Annotated in this window: 18 protein-coding genes and 1 pseudogene; 6 read left to right on the top strand and 13 right to left on the bottom strand. The window is 52.7% G+C overall.

Features of this window, described 5'->3' with window-relative positions:
* The first annotated feature begins 18 nt into the window (after positions 1–18).
* Positions 19–522: a hypothetical protein gene (locus tag MLD66_RS07680; RefSeq protein ID WP_247216627.1), complete on the top strand. Its 504-nt coding sequence runs from the start codon at positions 19–21 to the stop codon at positions 520–522.
* Positions 523–557: 35 nt separating this feature from the next.
* Entirely contained in the window at positions 558–1,274 is a 717-nt protein-coding gene (locus MLD66_RS07675) for a DUF2459 domain-containing protein (protein WP_247216625.1), read from the top strand.
* On the opposite strand, the gene MLD66_RS07670 is transcribed toward MLD66_RS07675, so the two are convergent.
* A complete protein-coding gene (locus MLD66_RS07670; protein ID WP_281438432.1) occupies positions 1,240–2,382 on the bottom strand; it encodes a Re/Si-specific NAD(P)(+) transhydrogenase subunit alpha in 1,143 nt (380 codons plus the stop codon). The genes MLD66_RS07675 and MLD66_RS07670 overlap by 35 nt on opposite strands.
* A gap of 181 nt (positions 2,383–2,563) precedes the next feature.
* Between MLD66_RS07670 and MLD66_RS07665 the strand changes: the two genes are divergently transcribed.
* Positions 2,564–6,046, top strand: coding sequence for a DNA polymerase III subunit alpha (locus MLD66_RS07665; RefSeq protein WP_247216621.1), 3,483 nt, complete (start codon positions 2,564–2,566; stop codon positions 6,044–6,046).
* A gap of 52 nt (positions 6,047–6,098) precedes the next feature.
* Here MLD66_RS07665 and MLD66_RS07660 read toward each other — a convergent pair whose 3' ends face one another.
* From MLD66_RS07660 to MLD66_RS07630, 7 genes and pseudogenes are all read right to left on the bottom strand, one after another.
* Complete coding sequence (locus MLD66_RS07660) at positions 6,099–6,530, bottom strand: hemerythrin family protein (RefSeq protein ID WP_247216619.1); 432 nt, start codon at positions 6,528–6,530, stop codon at positions 6,099–6,101.
* Between the two features lie 43 nt (positions 6,531–6,573).
* Positions 6,574–7,434 carry a DUF4388 domain-containing protein gene (locus tag MLD66_RS07655; protein ID WP_247216617.1) on the bottom strand — a complete coding sequence of 287 codons (861 nt, stop codon included), beginning with the start codon at positions 7,432–7,434 and terminating at the stop codon, positions 6,574–6,576.
* A 27-nt stretch (positions 7,435–7,461) separates the two neighbouring features.
* Positions 7,462–8,034, bottom strand: a complete 573-nt coding sequence (locus tag MLD66_RS07650) for an ATP/GTP-binding protein (RefSeq protein WP_247216615.1) — start codon at positions 8,032–8,034, stop codon at positions 7,462–7,464.
* 18 nt (positions 8,035–8,052) lie between these two features.
* Positions 8,053–8,448: a roadblock/LC7 domain-containing protein gene (locus tag MLD66_RS07645; RefSeq protein ID WP_247216613.1), complete on the bottom strand. Its 396-nt coding sequence runs from the start codon at positions 8,446–8,448 to the stop codon at positions 8,053–8,055.
* A 61-nt stretch (positions 8,449–8,509) separates the two neighbouring features.
* A complete protein-coding gene (locus tag MLD66_RS07640) occupies positions 8,510–9,028 on the bottom strand; it encodes a protoglobin domain-containing protein (protein ID WP_247216611.1) in 519 nt (172 codons plus the stop codon).
* 738 nt (positions 9,029–9,766) lie between these two features.
* Positions 9,767–9,871, bottom strand: a pseudogene (locus MLD66_RS07635) (cysteine synthase A); the annotation flags it as partial.
* 231 nt (positions 9,872–10,102) lie between these two features.
* A complete protein-coding gene (locus MLD66_RS07630) occupies positions 10,103–10,465 on the bottom strand; it encodes a hypothetical protein (RefSeq protein WP_247216609.1) in 363 nt (120 codons plus the stop codon).
* 311 nt (positions 10,466–10,776) lie between these two features.
* On the opposite strand from MLD66_RS07630, the gene MLD66_RS07625 reads away from it, so the two are divergent.
* The 3 genes from MLD66_RS07625 (at position 10,777) to MLD66_RS07615 (ending at position 13,393) form a co-directional block, all read left to right on the top strand.
* On the top strand, positions 10,777–11,559 hold the full coding sequence (locus tag MLD66_RS07625; RefSeq protein WP_247216607.1) for a TIGR00297 family protein: 783 nt from the start codon (positions 10,777–10,779) through the stop codon (positions 11,557–11,559).
* Positions 11,560–11,585: 26 nt separating this feature from the next.
* Positions 11,586–12,968, top strand: coding sequence for an NAD-dependent succinate-semialdehyde dehydrogenase (locus MLD66_RS07620; protein WP_247216605.1), 1,383 nt, complete (start codon positions 11,586–11,588; stop codon positions 12,966–12,968).
* 245 nt (positions 12,969–13,213) lie between these two features.
* On the top strand, positions 13,214–13,393 hold the full coding sequence (locus MLD66_RS07615; protein ID WP_247216603.1) for a hypothetical protein: 180 nt from the start codon (positions 13,214–13,216) through the stop codon (positions 13,391–13,393).
* A 64-nt stretch (positions 13,394–13,457) separates the two neighbouring features.
* Here MLD66_RS07615 and MLD66_RS07610 read toward each other — a convergent pair whose 3' ends face one another.
* From MLD66_RS07610 to MLD66_RS07590, 5 genes are all read right to left on the bottom strand, one after another.
* Positions 13,458–14,435 carry an ROK family protein gene (locus MLD66_RS07610; RefSeq protein WP_247216601.1) on the bottom strand — a complete coding sequence of 326 codons (978 nt, stop codon included), beginning with the start codon at positions 14,433–14,435 and terminating at the stop codon, positions 13,458–13,460.
* Positions 14,432–15,235, bottom strand: a complete 804-nt coding sequence (locus MLD66_RS07605) for a sigma-70 family RNA polymerase sigma factor (RefSeq protein WP_247216599.1) — start codon at positions 15,233–15,235, stop codon at positions 14,432–14,434. The genes MLD66_RS07610 and MLD66_RS07605 overlap by 4 nt, the downstream gene beginning before the upstream one ends.
* Positions 15,236–15,347: 112 nt before the next feature.
* Complete coding sequence (locus tag MLD66_RS07600; RefSeq protein ID WP_247216597.1) at positions 15,348–16,199, bottom strand: photosystem II manganese-stabilizing polypeptide; 852 nt, start codon at positions 16,197–16,199, stop codon at positions 15,348–15,350.
* A gap of 58 nt (positions 16,200–16,257) precedes the next feature.
* Complete coding sequence (locus MLD66_RS07595) at positions 16,258–17,043, bottom strand: serine protease (RefSeq protein WP_247216595.1); 786 nt, start codon at positions 17,041–17,043, stop codon at positions 16,258–16,260.
* A gap of 3 nt (positions 17,044–17,046) precedes the next feature.
* Entirely contained in the window at positions 17,047–17,568 is a 522-nt protein-coding gene (locus tag MLD66_RS07590; protein ID WP_247216593.1) for a COP23 domain-containing protein, read from the bottom strand.
* Between the last annotated feature and the right edge of the window lie 175 nt (positions 17,569–17,743).

Below are 17,743 nucleotides of genomic sequence, written 5' to 3'. Positions count from 1 at the left end.
TGTGGAGTCGCAACGGCTATGTTTGACCTGGTTTTGGTCAGCCTATTGGGGGTACAACCAGCGGTTTTGTTCCTCAGTCAAAGTTTTTTTTCAGGACAAACCAACCCCTACAGCGACCCATCCCAGGGCTATCGCCTGCGTTTGCCGGTGGAATTTCAACCGACGGGTGTGGGTTCCTGGTCAGGGCCTCGTTTTCCCACCCCTACGACTATTTATGTCCACACGGAACCGATGGCGGGGGCGGCGGCGGCGTTTAATGTCCATTTCAAAAAATATAAGGATGACCCGCTGTACACCAATGTGATGCCGGTAACGATTCCGGGGGGTCAAGGGTTTCGGGCGGAGGAAGTGGTGCGTCCGGGCAAAGCCCCCGATGACCTGCACCGGTGGTTTTTGTTTGTCTATGCCAACGAGCGGGTTTATACCCTGGGGATGACTGGACCATTGCGGGCATTTCAGCAGGGAATTTTGCCGCCGGTGTATGGGGCAGTGATTCATTCTTTTGAGGTTTTGCCCCGTTAACCTAGCGTGCATTGCCTTAGGATGACCATAACAGAATGCCGGTAAAAAAGGAAAAACCGATGCGCTGGGGCTGGCACATAATGGTGGGGGGTGGGATGCTGGGCTTTGTTCTAACGGTGGGGCTGGGTTCCCTGTTACCCCGGCGGTGGGGGTTGCCTGAAGTGACCAATTGCCCGATTCCCATTTATCTCCAGGGGGGAGCGATTCACACGGATGTGATTGTGCCCCGCCGCAATGCCTATGTGGATTGGGGGGAACGTTTGCCTTTAGCAAAAATTGGTGCCCAAGCCACGGCGTATTTAAGTTTTGGGTTTGGGGAACAGCATTTTTACATGGGGGAACCGGGTTCCCTGCTGGTGCGCTGGCCGGATGGACTGCGGGCATTGCTTTGGGCAAATTCCAGCATCCTGTTTGTCAATCCCATCGAAGAGATACCCGCCACTGCCCAGTGCATTGGCTTGACCGCTTCCCAATATAGGGAATTGGTGCAGTACATTGAAAGTTCCTTCCGGCGCAATCCTCAAGGGGAATTGATCCCCCTGGGGCGGGGGTTCCAACCCACTGGGCAATTTTTCCAGGGACAGCCAAGGTACTCCCTGCTGTTTACCTGCAACCATTGGACGGCGGCAGGGCTGGATCGGGCGGGGGTGGCGACCCCACTTTTACCCCTCTTGAGCCAAAGCATCCTCTGGCACAGCCGGAGCGCCTGTCCCTGTCCTAAGTCACTAACTCTTGAGCCAGGGCATCCTTGACCCGTTGCGAACGGATTTCCCCCCCGTGCGTCACACAGGCACTCTGGATAATATCGTCGGCAAAATCCAGATTCAGGTGATGATCTTGGATGAGCAAATTCAGTAGATTGAATATATTTTTGCTGTACATTTGGCTGGCATGAATCGGCATGGAAGCAGGTAAATTCACCGGACCAATCAGGGTTACCCCCCCTTTGACGACCTGATGTCCCGGCTCCGTACCAGCACAATTCCCCCCCTGGGGTGCCGCCAGGTCAATGATCACACTGCCGGGTTTCATCTGCGCCACCATCTCTTCCGTGACCAACAGGGGTGCCCGTTTCCCCGGCACTTGCGCCGTCGTGATCACCACATCCGCCCGCACCACATGGTCATGAATCAGTTGGCGGGATTTTTCCTTGCTCGCTTCCGAGACCTCCCGGGCGTACCCCCCAGCGGCTTCCGCCGATTCGTCCAGCACCACCTCCACGAACTTGGCTCCCAGACTTTGCACCTCCTCCTTCACCTGGGGGCGAATATCAAAGGCTTCCACCACTGCGCCCAACCGCCGGGCAGTGGCAATCGCCTGCAACCCCGCCACCCCCGCACCGATGATAAACACCTTAGCTGGGGGAATCGTCCCCGCCGCCGTGGTCAGCATGGGGAAAAATTTGGGTAAATTTGCCGCCGCAATCAGTACCGCCTTGTAACCCGCCAGGGAGGCTTGGGAAGAGAGGGCATCCATTCCTTGCGCCCGGGACGTGCGGGGAATCATCTCCATGCTGAAGGTCGTGACCCCCCGTTTTGCCAAATCCTTGACCAAGAGGGGACGACCAAGCGGGTCAATAAAACTAATCAAAACCGCCCCCGGATGGAGCAAATGCACCTCCGTTTCCTGGGGGGGAGCCACCTTGAGCACCACCTCCGCCTCCGCCAACAACGCCAAGGGGTCACTGACCACCTGCGCCCCCGCCTCCTCGTAGGCATGGTCAGGGAAGAACGCTCCCTCCCCGGCTCCTTTTTCTACCAATACGGTCAACCCCTTTTGCACCAGTCGTCCCACGGTTTCGGGAACCAAAGCCACCCGGGATTCCCCCACCTCACGCTCTTTCATCACTGCTACCCGCATAGGACGTGCCGCTCCCAAAAAAATTGATAACTCAGTGTGACACAACTCCCCAGGAATTCCGCCCAAAAATGCAGGAAAATTTCAGGATCAGGGAACCCCCCAAACCCGCTCGTTCTGTCTTAAAATGCCATTTTGTATCATTAGCATCAAAATCAAGTACCCCCCATTCCAGGTGGCGCCCATGTCCTTTGTCGGTCTCCATGTCCATACGGAATACAGTTTGCTCGATGGTGCCAGTCAAATTCCCCAGTTGGTGGAACGGGCGGTGGCGCTGAATATGCCTGCCATTGCGATTACCGATCATGGGGTGATGTATGGGGCAATTGAATTGATTAAACAATGTCGAGAACGGGGGATTAAACCGATTATCGGCAACGAAATGTATGTGATTAATGGGGATATTACCAAACAGGAACGTCGTCCCCGTTATCACCAAATTGTCCTGGCTAAAAATACGGAAGGTTATAAAAATTTGGTCAAACTGACTACCATTTCCCACCTGCGAGGGGTGCAGGGCAAAGGCATTTTTTCCCGTCCTTGTATCAATAAAGAACTGCTGGCGGAATATCGGCAGGGATTGATTGTCACCAGCGCCTGTTTAGGGGGAGAAATACCCCAAAAAATTCTCCAGGGGAAATATCAGGAAGCCCGGGAAGTTGCCCAATGGTATCAAAAGACCTTTGGGGATGATTTTTATTTAGAAATTCAAGACCACGGTTCCCCAGAAGACCGGCTGGTGAATGTGGAAATTATTAACATCGCCCAAGAACTGGGGATTAAGTATATTGCCACGAATGATTCCCACTACATTTCCTGTTACGACGTGGAAGCCCACGATGCCCTTTTGTGTATTCAAACCGGCAAACTGATTACGGAAACCAAACGCCTGCGTTACAGCGGCACCGAATACCTAAAATCCCTGCAGGAAATGGAGCATCTCTTTCGGGATCATTTAGAAGATGAGGTGATTCAAACTGCCCTGAAAACCACTTTAGAAATCGCCCAAAAAATCGAACCCTATAACATTTTAGGCGAGTCCCGTTTGCCGGAATACGATGTCCCTGTGGGTCATACGGTGGATACCTATTTAGAGCAAATGGCTTGGCAGGGTTTAGCTGACCGCTTGGGGGTGAAACGAGACCAAATTCCGGCTAATTATAAAGACCGATTGGTTTATGAATTGAGAATTATTCAGCAACGGGGATTTTCCGGTTATTTTTTAGTCGTGTGGGACTACGTGAAATATGCCCGAGACCATCAAATTCCGGTGGGACCAGGACGGGGTTCGGCGGCGGGTTCTCTGGTGGCGTATGCCCTGAGAATTACCAACATTGATCCGGTACATCACGGGCTATTATTTGAACGATTTTTGAACCCGGAACGCAAATCCATGCCCGATATTGATACGGATTTTTGCATTGATAATCGGGACCGGTTAATTGAATATGTCACCCAACATTATGGAGAAGAACGGGTGGCACAAATTATTACCTTTAACCGGATGACTTCCAAGGCAGTTTTGAAGGATGTGGCACGGGTTTTGGAAGGCATCAGCCATCGGGAAGCGGATCAGATGGCGAAATATATTCCGGTATTTCGGGGCAAACCTGCCCGCCTACGGGAAATGATTGGGGATGAAACCCCCGCCCCGGAATTCAAAACCCGGTATGAACAGGAAGAAAAAGTGCGCCATTGGCTGGATTTAGCCATGCGGATTGAGGGGGTGAATAAAACCTTTGGCGTGCACGCCGCTGGGGTGGTGATTGCCCCCCAACCCTTGGATGAATTGGTGCCCCTACAACGGAATAATGACGGGGCGATTATTACCCAATATCCAATGGAGGACATTGAATCCCTGGGGTTACTGAAAATGGATTTCCTGGGGTTGCGCAATCTAACCTTAATTCAACAGGCAATTAAACTCATTCAAAAAAATCATGGGATTCAGATTGATTTGGATCATTTACCTTTAGATGACCCTAAACCCTACGAGTTATTATCCCAGGGGGAATTGGAGGGGATTTTCCAATTAGAATCAGCGGGGATGCGGCAGATTGTCCGGGATTTGAAACCTTCTAATATTGAGGATATTTCCTCTATTTTAGCTCTCTATCGTCCGGGACCTTTGGATGCAGGTCTAATTCCCAAATTCATTGACCGAAAACACGGGCGGGAAAAGGTCGAATACTCCCATCCCATGCTAGAGCAAATCCTCAAGGAAACCTACGGGTTAATTATTTACCAAGAACAAATCATGAAAATTGCCCAGGATATGGCGGGGTATTCCCTGGGACAGGCGGATTTATTACGGCGGGCAATGGGGAAAAAGAAACCTGAGGAGATGGAAAAACAACGGCAGGTATTTTTAGAAGGTGCCGCCAAAAATGGTATCCCCAAAGCCATTGCTTTAGATTTATTTGAACAGATGCTTTTATTCGCTGAGTATTGTTTTAATAAATCCCACTCCACCGCCTATGCCTATGTCACCTATCAAACCGCCTATCTGAAAGCCCATTTCCCGGTGGAATATATGGCGGCTTTGTTGTCTTCCCAAATTGGCAATCAGGATAAAATTCAACGCTATATTGCCACCTGTCAAACGATGGGGATCGAAGTAGAACCCCCAGATATTAACCGATCCGATATGGATTTTACCCCCCTGAAAGATAGCCGGAAAATTCTCTTTGGTTTAACAGCGGTACGAAATGTGGGACAGGGGGCGGTAGAACATATTTTACAGGTGCGACAAACGGGTAAGTTTTCATCTTTGGCGGATGTCTGTGACCGGGTGGACACCGGGGTAGTGAACCGGCGGGCATTAGAAGCGTTAATCCAGTCGGGGGCGTTGGATAAATTGCACCCCAATCGTCATCAAATGATGATGGATTTAGAATTGCTTTTTGACTGGGCAAATAGTCGTGCCAAAGACCGAGCGATGGGGCAGGCGGACATTTTTAGTTTATTGGGGGATAGTGTCAATGAGACCCCTATTTTATCGGCTCCCAAAGCCCCACCGGTGGCGGATTATTCGTCTCCAGAAAAACTCAAATTGGAAAAAGAATTGCTGGGTTTTTATATCTCTGACCACCCGTTAAAACCCTTAGTACAACGGGCACAGGTTTTGGCTCCCATTAGTTTAGGTCAGTTGGAACAGGTAGAGGTCAATCGCCCGATTATTGCCCTCGCTTTGATTACCCAAATCAAGCCGATTACCACCAAAAAAGGCGACCGGATGGCGGTGGTTATGTTGGAGGATTTGAGCGGCAGTTGTGAAGCGGTGGCGTTCCCCAGTGTATTTGCCCAAATTGGGGATTTGTTGCTCCCAGAACAGCCCCTCGTCCTCTGGGGTCGGCTGGATCAACGGGATGAACAGATGCAACTGATTTTGGAGGATGTGCAGCTGGCGCAGGAGGCTCGGATTCTCAGCCTCACCTTGACCGTGGAGCAGGCGGGAGACATCCAAAAGCAGTCCCAACTGCGGGAGATTCTGAAACCCTGGTGTGGGGAAATGGCGAAAATACCAGTGGTGGCGACGGTCAGCCATCCCTTGCGACCCATCCAGGTGCGCTTTGGCTCCCAATTTCGGGTGCAAAACGGGGTTGAAACCGCTCAGGCGTTGACCCAGGCAGGTTTTCCGGCGGAATGTCAAGCCTTGGTATGTTGAATGACCACGCTAGTCAATTTGGGAAATCTGAGTTCCAAAAATGTGGGCAAATTTAGGAAGCAGATTGGCATTTTTGCAGGCAGACGTGATCCCCGATTTGTTTATCCACCCGCAGAATGTGACCCACAAGCCAATTGGCTAACTGCTGGTGAATTTCTAGTGCGACTTTTTCATCAGCTTGGCTGGCACGGTAACGCTGTTGTAAATCTTGAAAAATCTGGACAAATTGTAGATGCGCCCGCTGGTTGACCTCTGCCACAGGACATTGGTGTTGTGCCGCCACCGTTTCTTCGTGAGCAAAGTGCCACTCGGCGTAGTATTTCATAAAAGAAAGGAGTTGTTTAATCGCTCTCGTGCCCTGACCCATTTCAATCGCATCCGCCAGGTCATTCACCGCCTGCACCAATTCCCGATGTTGGGTATCAATGCTGGCAACGCCCACTTTTAGGGATTCATTCCACTCAAAACGGGGTAAATTAGACATTTGAACGCCTCCTAAAAACCATAAAAAAATTTTCAATCGCTATTTAGGCGACATTCTTTTTGCCTTTCAAAAAGGTCAACAACCCTTGCAAAAATGAATGGCTAACGCCTGTCATCGGAACGGTTTCTACTTCTTGACGAAGCGTTGGTTGCTCATCGGAAGTGGTGGTGATCGCCGCTACCTCCTCAGCAATACCAATCACCATAAAACGGAAACAAATTTTTTGAATTTCTACAACCGGCCGTCCCAAGGTGGTAGCAATTTGTTCAATGGAAAGGGTATCCCCAATATGCTCCCATACCTGCCACTCAATCTGATTCAAGTGATAGGGCAATTCCCGATTGATCAAGCTGATTACCGTTGAACTAGGTAAAGGCAGTTTATCCAGTAGGGGTGTCCAGTTCCGCAGAGACCGCAAACCCGCTAGAGCAATTTCCATCGGTTCTGCCTTGAGACCCGTCATTTCCTCATAGGGTAAGGGATAATTGGCATCAAATTCAAACCAAGCTTCTTTAATACTAAATAACTGGGGAATTGGGGTCAGTACCTGTTGCTTAAACAGTAATTTTAGCTGTTCCCCATCCAAAGCACCCTGGGTTTTCAAACACAATCCTAAAGTGCCCTTCGACGGACATAATTGAGAGATTTTCTGAATCGTTGGAATCCGCAACCACCCCCGTTTGGCAATCAGTTGTTGTAACTCCTGCTGGTCAAGGGTAGTAGTGGAGGTCACAATGTTGCCATGATGAAAAAAAGTATAGTATTCCGAGGCGAGGGGCAGGGAAGAAATCTCATCACCCATGTCCATTGGCCTAATAGTTAAACGGCCAGTTTTTTGACCTTGGGAGAGAAACCGAAAAATTTCCCCGAGGGAAAATTCGGAAAGATACCCGGTAATTTTCATGACTAGCTCCTAAATAACTCATGGACATCAAATGAAAGCATCTTTGTTTAAGCGATTTAATTCCGCCATCTGCTCCTGGGCGTAGGCTTCAATTAATGCTGTGAGTGCCTGAGCAACCGAGGGGATTTCTAAGGCATTGACCGTCACCGTCGGGGGACGATTGTAGGGACTCAGATACCCCAGGGCCACAAGAATTTCCTCCATTGGCCAAGCCGCCGGGTTATCCGCATGACTCAAGCCAATCAACATGGGAATTTTCGCCCGATGACGCATAAACGCCAAAATCCGGCGAGCGGCACGAAAATCCTGCGGACGGTGAGAACTCACGAGCAAAATAAACGCATGGGCTTTGCGAATGAGAATATCCCACATAAAATCAAACCGTTCCTGCCCCGGCGTGCCATATAAATGCAGTGCTACGTTTTGCCCAAACTGCAACCGGCCAAAATCCATTGCTACGGTTGTTTTGGCTTTCAAAGTTGCAGTTTCATCCGTGGCCTTGCGATCCGTATCCACCGCTTCAATTTCACTAATGGTACGGATAAAGCTCGATTTACCCGCCCCCACCGGCCCTGTAACCACAATCCGCATAATTTCCATAACTGATAGTGCCCCCTATTAAAGACCAATAGGTTGAGCCAATCCCAGCAGTTGTTTGCGGAGTTCTTCGATCACATTTTTAATTTCTAAATTGATAATCCCCAACTTGGCATTGCGGTCCGTGAGCACCAAAAACACCGATTCTTCAGTGCAACTGGTGAGAATCCCGTAACCTTTTTGTCCTTCCACCAAAATTCGCTCAATTTCCCCACGATTCAGTTCCCGACCGATGCGTTCCCCCAGAGACAACATCGCCGCCGACATGGCCGCCACCCGTTCATCATCCATCCCTGGTGCCAAACTGCTGGCTAGGGACAACCCATCGGGAGAGACAATCGCCGCCCCTTGCACATTGCCGACATTGGCCACAAACTCTTGCAGTGTCATTTCCAACTTGGTTACATTAATCGCCATAGGAAAAACCTCAACGAAAAAAACAGCATGAATCAGTAGTTAATCAATACCTAAACCCCGGCTATACCGTCTCTGCTCCCTTCGCAATTAAGCGTTGAAACAGCGCTTGTGTCCAGCCCGTTTCTTTGAACAAGGCTTCTGACAATACCTGGGCATGGGCCTGCTCTATAAAGGCCAAATCAATCATGCAAATTTTGCTCAGGGCATCACTCAGGGCTTCTGATTTCTGATCCCGACGTAACTGTTGCCTGACCGCCGTGACCACCACTGCCATTGCCGGAACAACGTGCTGAGGCCCAATACCAATTCGCACGTGTACTAAACCAATTTTCCAACGGGAATCCGCATAGGCTTTGCTCCAGCCATCAATACCCGTAAACATCTCATGAAACCATTCAGTAAACGTTTCTCTCAGGCGATGGATGCGTCCTTCTTTGGCATTGAGAATGGCATTCATCTCCTCATCTCGCCCTAAATAATCGTAAAAAATATCTGCCATTTGGGGGGCAACATTTTTACCCCAATCTGCTTCCTTAACCAGCAAATCCTTATCCTCCGCACTTAATTGAACCCGTCGCATGATTGTTTCCATAAAGCCTAATGGTTCCATACTTTGCTCACCTCATGTTCAAGGACAAACTATTATCCAATAGAGTGCTTTCGACTAGATTTATGCTAGGTGAACTTTTAGGGAATTGTAAACGGTGATCCTACGGACACTTGCCCCAAAATTGTCTTTTTAGAATTTATTTACAAATGCTTAGGGATTACCGTCACTGATGCTCAATTGAAATGTGTTATTAACTACAATTATTCACCCAGAAATGCAAAACCACATGGCAATTTCACATCACTCGGAAGAAAATCTATCTCAAAATAGCGTTTACAAAGGGTTTGTAATCATATTTTTACTCATAAATCATTTGATTTTTGTGGTACAAGAAAAATAAATAAAATATAAAAAAAGCCTTTCCCACTTCTGTAATAAAATCCTTACATGGAGATACTTTTACGGATAGTGCTTAACATAACTTTTGAACGAGATACGCTTCTAAACACTTGTAGCGTTGTAATTGAGATATATACTTACGGAAATGAAATCATAGGGTTGCTTTGACATTGTAATGAATCCTATGCCTAAAAAGTCAGGGTTCGTCCTGCTTTCAATCGGATCAGGCACACCAGCAGTCGGATCAGTTCGATGATTTTGATGGACAGTTAAAGCTAATTTTTTCACAGTAGTCAACCTATTACGTTTAATGAAATATGCCATGCTCAGGATAATTACGGAAAAATACTGCTTTTCATCAAAACCAACGACCGGAATCACTTCATCAATCAAGTCGATCTGCAAGACCTCCGGCACAAACCCCGCCCCAATGCCTTGGATTTTGTGGGGCTCCGGTACCCCCCTGGACAGGACGGTTCCCAGCCGTTCCCTAACTTCTGGGTATTGCTGAATCCACTCCATCAAGTACTCGCTCAGACCCATTCGCTTTCACATTTCTTTTTACACGGCTTCTTAGGTGATTACCCTACGGTAAGTGGGCTTGCAACTGTATCCCATAAGTACTTAAAAGACTGTATCTCAACTCCCAAATGCTTTTCCAAAAGGGGTAAGAGAAGTTAAGAATGGCTAAAAAGTGTCTCGTTTCTACTCGTTGATATTGTCTAAACCCGTAAATTTCCAACCCATTTTTGTCCTTTCAAAATAATATTTAATCGGACGATTATTGCTGGATTCTGGCAGGGTTTTGAAGGTGCAGTAAATGGCATAACCCTTTCCCTCTTGTTCCGGTTTAGTTGCTTGAAAACATCTCTTGGCGTTGGCTTCCATATTCAAAATTCTATCATAGTCTTTCACAAATTCAGCTTTCGTTTTTACGCTGTTTACTCCAAAGGGCATGGAAAGCGGAAATTTTGTCAGGTTCGCAACTGTGGCCTTATCACTATTGACCACCGCAGTTTTAAATTTTTTCCAAAATGTATTAAAATCAGTTTCAGCGGCAATGTTCACCGGTACCCATAGGCATCCCGCACAGAACACTGCAATTAGCAACGAGCTATATTTGAACATACGCCTATTTCATTTCCATTGATAAAATGTACACGTCTCCGTTTTCAAAACATAATTATAACCTATAGCCAAATAACGGTTAAATTTACCTTTGACCAGCAGACCCCAGTGCCTTGATCCCTCTAAGGAGTTAATACTCAGTCTTAGACTATGGGAATTCCCCTGCCATTCTTGCCTACAATGGGGAGCAAATCTAGAATGAATCGTTTTTCCCAGGTTAATATTTCCCCAGCCTCAACCTGTGACTGTGTATGGCTTTGTCCCCTGAATTGCCAGCGATTTTCCTGGCCGTTGCCACCCACCCCTGGGGCATGGGGGTGCTGGTGAATACGGTGCTGATTACCCCCTTGTTCCTTCTGCCCCCGACCCTCCTGACCCGTTGGGGAGCCGTCCATGCCTGGATTTTGGGGGTGATCCTCTGGGGTACGCTGGGCTGGCGGGGGTATCTGGTGGTGCTGGTGTACTTCGGGGTGGGGTCGCTGGTGACGAAAGTGGGCTACCAGGTGAAAGCGACCAAAGGCATTGCCGAGAAGCGGGGCGGGGCACGGGGGCCGGAAAATGTCTGGGGTTCTGCGGCGGTGGGTGCCCTGTGTGCCCTGGGGGTCGCTTTTGGGGACAGTAGCTGGACATTCGCTTTACAGATGGCCTTTGTGGGCAGTTTCGCCGCCAAACTCACTGACACCGTCTCCAGCGAAATTGGTAAAGCCTATGGTCGCCGCACGATTTTGTTGACGACGCTCCAAGCGGTTCCCCCTGGCACGGAAGGGGCGGTCAGCTTGGAAGGTACCCTAGCGGGGTTGGGGGGGGGGCTGGGGTTGACCCTGGTGGGCTATGGCGTAGGCATGGTACCGTTCATGGGAATTCCCATCTGCGTGGGGGCGGCGTTCCTCGCCAACCTGGTGGAAAGCTGGGTGGGAGCCACGTGGCAGGGGCAATGGCCTTGGTTGACCAACGAATGGGCGAATGGCATCAATACCCTGGTGGGGGCGGCGGTCAGTGGTTTGGGAGCCTGGATTCTCCGCCCTCTGATATAGTGAAACCCATAACAGATGGGGGCGCTATGGCCATTGCCAGTATCAATCCCTGGGACGGGAGCGTTTTACAAACCTTTACGCCCTTGACCGACGAGGAACTAGAGGCAAAACTCGGTCTGGCGGCAACGGGCTTTACCACCTATCGCCAATGGTCAATCCCACAGCGGGCGGCGGGGTTAAACCGTTTGGCAACCCTATTACATCAACAGCGGGAGACCTGGGCCCGCACCATGACCCTGGAAATGGGCAAACCCATCCGGGCGGCGTTGGCGGAGGTGGACAAAAGTGCCTGGGTCTGTCGGTATTACGCTGAGCAGGGGGCGGCATTCTTGCAGGATCAGGCTGGGCCCTTGGATACGCTTCCCGATGGCACGGTGGCCCAAACCTGGGTGCGTCGGGAACCCCTGGGGGTGATCCTGGCGGTCATGCCCTGGAATTTTCCCTTTTGGCAGGTGTTTCGTGCGCTGGCACCGGCCCTGATGGCGGGGAATGGGTTTTTGCTCAAACACGCCTCGAATGTGCCCCAAAGTGCCCTGGGTATTGAACAATTGGTCACCCAAGCCGGATTTCCTGCGGGGGTGATGCAGACCCTGCTGATCGAGGCACACCGGGTCGCACCCCTGTTGGCCGATTCCCGCATCCAGGCCGCCACCCTGACGGGGAGCGAAGCGGCGGGGATGGCCTTTGCGTCAGCCGCCGGGCGGGCGTTGAAAAAAACCGTGCTGGAATTGGGGGGCAGTGACCCCTTCCTGGTCCTCCCCAGTGCCGACCTGGAAACCGCTGTCACCACGGCAGTAACCGCTCGTATGTTAAACAACGGCCAGTCCTGCATTGCCGCCAAACGGTTTATCCTCCATACGGCCATTGCCCCGACGTTTACCGCCCAATTGGTCGAGCGGTTCCAAGCCCTCACAATCGGCGACCCCCTGGACCCCGCCACCGAACTCGGCCCCCTCGCCACCCCCGCCCTCCGGGACGAACTGCATCGCCAGGTGACCGAGATGCTCCACCAGGGTGCCCAACTCCTCTGCGGTGGTCAAATCCCACCGGGCCAGGGCAATTGCTACCCCCCCACCCTGCTCACCCACCTGCCCCCCAGTGCCCGCCATATCGAATTTTTTGGCCCCGTCGGTCTGATTTATGAGGTTGCCGATTTAGATCAGGCGATTCAAGTGGCGAACGACTGCCCCTTCGGATTGGGAGCCAGCGCCTGGACCCGTGACCCCCAGGAACAACAACGGCTGGTGACCGAACTGGCCAGCGGCTCGGTGTTTATCAACGGCATGGTGCGCTCCGACCCCCGCCTCCCCTTCGGCGGCATCAAACAGTCCGGCTACGGGCGGGAATTGGGGGAATGGGGACTGCTGGAATTTGTCAACCTCAAAACCGTGTGGGTGAAAGAATCCTGAGAGCGTTTATTAAAAAATATGACAAAATTTCCGGGATCAGCCGGGGATTGGGACAAAAATCGGGATTTTATTTAGGTATAAATGCTGGGAATTTCATGTATTCCTTGCAATCTCGTTACAACCGGCGGGTGGGCTGTGATAATCCGTCAGATTTTTTTGGAAAACTTTATTCCCAGATTTTCATTGACAATGCTAATCTTGGACTCACATTCAACCGATTTATTTTTATTTCCTGGAGGTGCCCCATGCAAGGAAAAGCTGTGCAAGTCAAGCCCGGAACCCGCAATCACAAGGGGTTTTTCGTGGATGAAGCCCCCTATACCCTGGTGAATATCAATGCCGCTGGCTGGGCGGTCATCTGTATTGATGATGCCATTTGCCACTTTGTGGACCCGGACGATCTGGAAGTGTTTGGGGAAGCCTAAGTCAACCATCCGAGCCGTCGGCTGCATCCTTAGGGTGCAGCTTTTTTTGTACCTCTTTTTATGATCATTGGGGCGGTTGGATGCCCGCAGATACACCGTTTTGCCACACCAACGCCGCCGCTCCCAGTAACCCCGCTTCCCGCAAGGGGGAACGCACCAGGGGCACCGGAGCCATCGCCCGTGACCTCACCGTGCTGACCAGGGGTTGCCAGTAGTCCTCCCCCAGGTCTAAAACCGTGCCGCCCACAATCACCCGCTCCGGGTTGAGGGTGTGGAGCAGACTGGTCAACGCCGTGCCCAAAATCCGCCCCGCCCGCTGGATCAAATCCTGCGCCACCGGATTCCCCAACCGAGCCGCTTCCCCCACCTCCCGGGCGGTAATGTCCGTTGCTGATGTAATGGTTTTATGCGTAAATTGTAATACACCCGCTTCCCAGAGGGTTTGCGCCAAATTCGCCAAGCCTGACCCGGAAGCAAACAGTTCCACACAACCCCAGTTGCCGCAGGTGCATACCGGCCCTTGGTAATCCACGCTGATATGCCCCAGTTCTCCGGCGATGCCAGCGACACCCCGGAGCACTTGCCGGTCGAGGACCACCCCCCCGCCGATGCCCGTGCCCACCACCACGCTGAGAAAATGCCGACAATCCCGCCCCGCTCCAAACCACAATTCCCCCAGGGCGGCGCAGTTGCCATCGTTATCCACCCAGGTGGGCAGACCTAGGTGCCGCACGGTCAAATCCCGTAGGGGTACCCTGCGCCAATCCGGGAGGAGGGCGGTCGCATCCACCACTTCCCCCCGTTCAAAGTCCACCCGGCCGCCGGTGCTGATGCCAATTCCCCTTAACCCTTTGCCCTGCGCCGTTGCCCAGTCCTTAGCCCGGTCAAGCAATGCCCACATCTGCGCCAAAATGTCCGGGCGGGTCTTGGGGGTGGGGTGTTGTTCCTGGTAAAGAAACTCTCCGCTAGGGGTCACCACAGCCATACGGAGGCGAGTGCCGCCTAAATCCACCGCCAAAACCCAGCTATCCGGGTCAGTCACCCTGCTTCTGTTAATAATTCCTGGAGTCGTTTCAGCCCTTTTTTCAGGTGCCGGGAAACGGTCACCACGCTGACTTTCAGGGAATCCGCCACCTCTTTTTGGGTAAATTCGTGGAGAAACACAAACTCCAAAATTTCCCGGGTGCGGCTTTCCAAACGCAGTAAACACTGTTCCAGATGCAGGCGGTCTTCCTGCGCCAGTTGGAAACTGCGGTACTCTGGGTCACAAATCTGCTCGCCCAGGGACAGGGGACGGCCTTCCTCATCCCCCACGCACATATCCAAACTGACCAGGGACTGGTTTTGCCACGCCAGCTGGGCTTCCTGGCATTCCTGTACCGAAATCCCTAACCCGGCGGCCAATTCCTGGGTGGTGGGTTCCCGCCCCTGGGTCTGCCGCCACTGGCTGATCCACTGGGTCGCCCGTTGGTACAATTCCTGCCACCGCCGGGGTAAACGCACGGTAGGGGATTGATCCCGCAGGTAGTGTTGCATGGCACCCCGCACATAGGGCAGGGCAAAACTACTGAAGGCCACCCCCCGCTCCAGATCAAACCGCTCAATCGCCTGAATCAGCCCCAAAGTCCCCACCTGCATCAAGTCCTCAAAAGGCTCCCCAGAGCAGTGGTGGCAACGATGGGCTTCCTGCCGTACCAACCCTAAATTGGACTGAACCAGACGGTTCCGCAACTCAATATCACCCGTGGCTCGATAGGATTTTAACCAGGCAAGGGACTGGTGTTTGAGGTCATTCACCTGACCATCACGGCGTTCCGAAGGCGGATTGACCATCAGAGGCATAGGTTTGGGGGAGGATGGAACAGGAGCCATGACCGATTAATTACCAAATCTAAACATAGCAAGCCCCCTCCCGGTTGGCAACCGTATTGTCACCGAGAAGGGGTAGCCGGGGTCAGGCGGCGGGGCGTACCCGGGCGTAGAAGATGCCCCGAATTTTCACATCCAGGGGTTCCCGGGCACCCAAATCCGTATCCGAGGGTTGTTCACTCTCAAAGGTGCCAGCGATTTCCCCCGTACTGCCGTCCACCTGGGCGACCTGGAGGGATAAATGGCCTGCCTCGATTTCTACGGTCTTGACATTGGCACCCCCCAACCGGGCATCGTCCGCTTGGGCAGGCAAAGCCACCGCATTGTCATAGCCCGTGGCTAACCCCCGTCCCTTGGGGTCCAGAAACAGGGCCGAGCGGTAGGAGGGTACCTGGAAGGTACCGGAAAAATCCGTGGAGGTGTTGATCACCGTTGGGCCGGGTGGGGTTTTCGCCACCAATTCCTTGATGGTGAACAGGAAGGGCACCCGCTCCCCCCCGGGCAACTGCACAGTGATGGCTTGGAAATCAATGCCATCTTTTTCCTTCAGGGTCAGCACCCCATCCGGGGCAACTTCCAAATCCGCCTCCACCGCATCAATCGAGGAGGTGGCGCGGGTCAGGAGTTTGGCGGGGACAAAGGTGGCTTCCTGACGTTTATTGACCGGTTCTTCCTTAACGAAATAACTGGTGGGTTCCAAACACAAATCGGTGATCCGATACTTTTGCTCCGGGTTGAGGCTGAGGGAGCCTCGGGCGAAATCACTGAGCTGGGGACATTTGTTGGCTAAACCCGTTCCCTTCACCTGGTCGTAGGAGAGACTCTTGATCTGGTCATAGGTCAGCCCTTCGGCGGTGGTGCCCACGGCTGGGGCACAGGCAGTAACCAGAGTCAGACAGCACATGAGCAATACAGCGAGTAATGCACGATACCCCATAACCAACCTCAACAACACAACAGACGTGGCACCTTATTTTACCGTGAACGGGGGGGGGTCATGGCGTTTCTGGGCAGGGGGGAGCGGTCATTCCCAAGCCTTGCCACACCTGCAGGACGGGGATGGCCCAACTGTAATCCCCCAGTTGCGCGCGCAGTTCCGGGGGGGGCACCGCACCGCTGGCGTAACGGTAGGGGTCGCCCCAGAGGGGGTTTTGGTGTACCCCATTCAAGCCCACCAAACGGCCATGGCGATTCAAAACCGGGCCGCCGCTCATGCCTTTCTCAATCGGGTTGGTGTAGCCCAGCCGGTAGCCGCCCTCCAGGGATTGGGGCAAAATCAGCTGTACCTGTCCCGTGGTAAAGACCAAACCAGGGTCGGCTTGTCCCTCGGTGGGAAAGGGGAACCCTGCGGCAAATACCGGGTCACCCACCGCCGGTAGTTGGGGTTGGCTACAGAGGACGGGATAGGGCTGGTCGCTGGTGAAGCGCAGGGCGGCCACATCCGCTCCGTTGGGGGCAATGCGGGCGGGGGTTTGGACGGGGTGCAGGCGGCCATCGGGGGTACGCACTTGGTAGGTGGTGGCCCGGCTGTCCCCCTCCAGGACATGGTGATTGGTGACCAGGGTGTAGGTTTGCCCTTGCCGAGCGACTAATACCCCGGAACCCCAATTTTGTCCCACCAGTACCTTGACGGTGACGCTACGGGCGAGGCGGTTGAGCAGGGCTTCTGACAACTGGGGTACGGCTGGGCGACGGGGACGGGCCAGGTACCATTCCCACAGCCCGAGACCTGCCAGGAGGGCGACCCCCAACAGTCCCAGCCAGCGGATGGAAAATTTCAAGGGTTACGGGGTGGGTTCGGGGGTGTCGTCGCCGGTGAGAAATTCCTCGAAGTCAATGTAGGGACGGGCGGTGGTTTCGTTGAGCGGGCCGGAGGCACGGGTGCGGATGTTGAACAACTGGTTGATGGCTTGGGTGGGGTTGGCGCCAGGTTTGAGGGTAAAGAGTAACCCCGCGCAGGGACCCCCATGGCTCCGGGCCACACAGACCACGTTCTGGCCGTTCATCCGCCCGGTGGTAATGAAACTCAAACTGCCATCGTCGTAGTAGGTTTGGAAGCGTTTGGACACCTCTTGGCACCGGCGTTCGGGGGAAAAGCCGCTGTCGCTAAAGGCATCGGAACTCCAACGGATGATCGGCACGACCCGACTGCCGGATTTGGCCAAAGTCGCCGGGGAACCTTGGCTGGTGCCGCAGTAAAAACTCAGTTTTTTGGGGTTGGCCTGTGCCCCAGGGGCAAAACTCGCTGTCCCGACCAACAAAGCCAAACCGACCAACCCACCCCGTAAATGGTGTGTACTCCACATAAATTTCAGACCTCCAACGGTTTTGATCGTCAACTGTGGCACCGCTGACCCTATTCTAAAGGCAGGATGCCCTTGCCCTGGGGGCGGTGGATCACCCCTACTCCCCCAGACGGATCACCAGGGGAACAGTTCCGGTACCCTGAAAGGGCGGGGATTTGGTAGCATTTCCCAAGTT

Source organism: Synechococcus sp. C9, from assembly GCF_022984075.1.
Classification (GTDB): domain Bacteria; phylum Cyanobacteriota; class Cyanobacteriia; order Gloeomargaritales; family Gloeomargaritaceae; genus Gloeomargarita.
The sequence above is the reverse complement of the archived record's forward strand: the minus strand, read 5'-3'. Positions and strand labels throughout refer to the sequence as shown.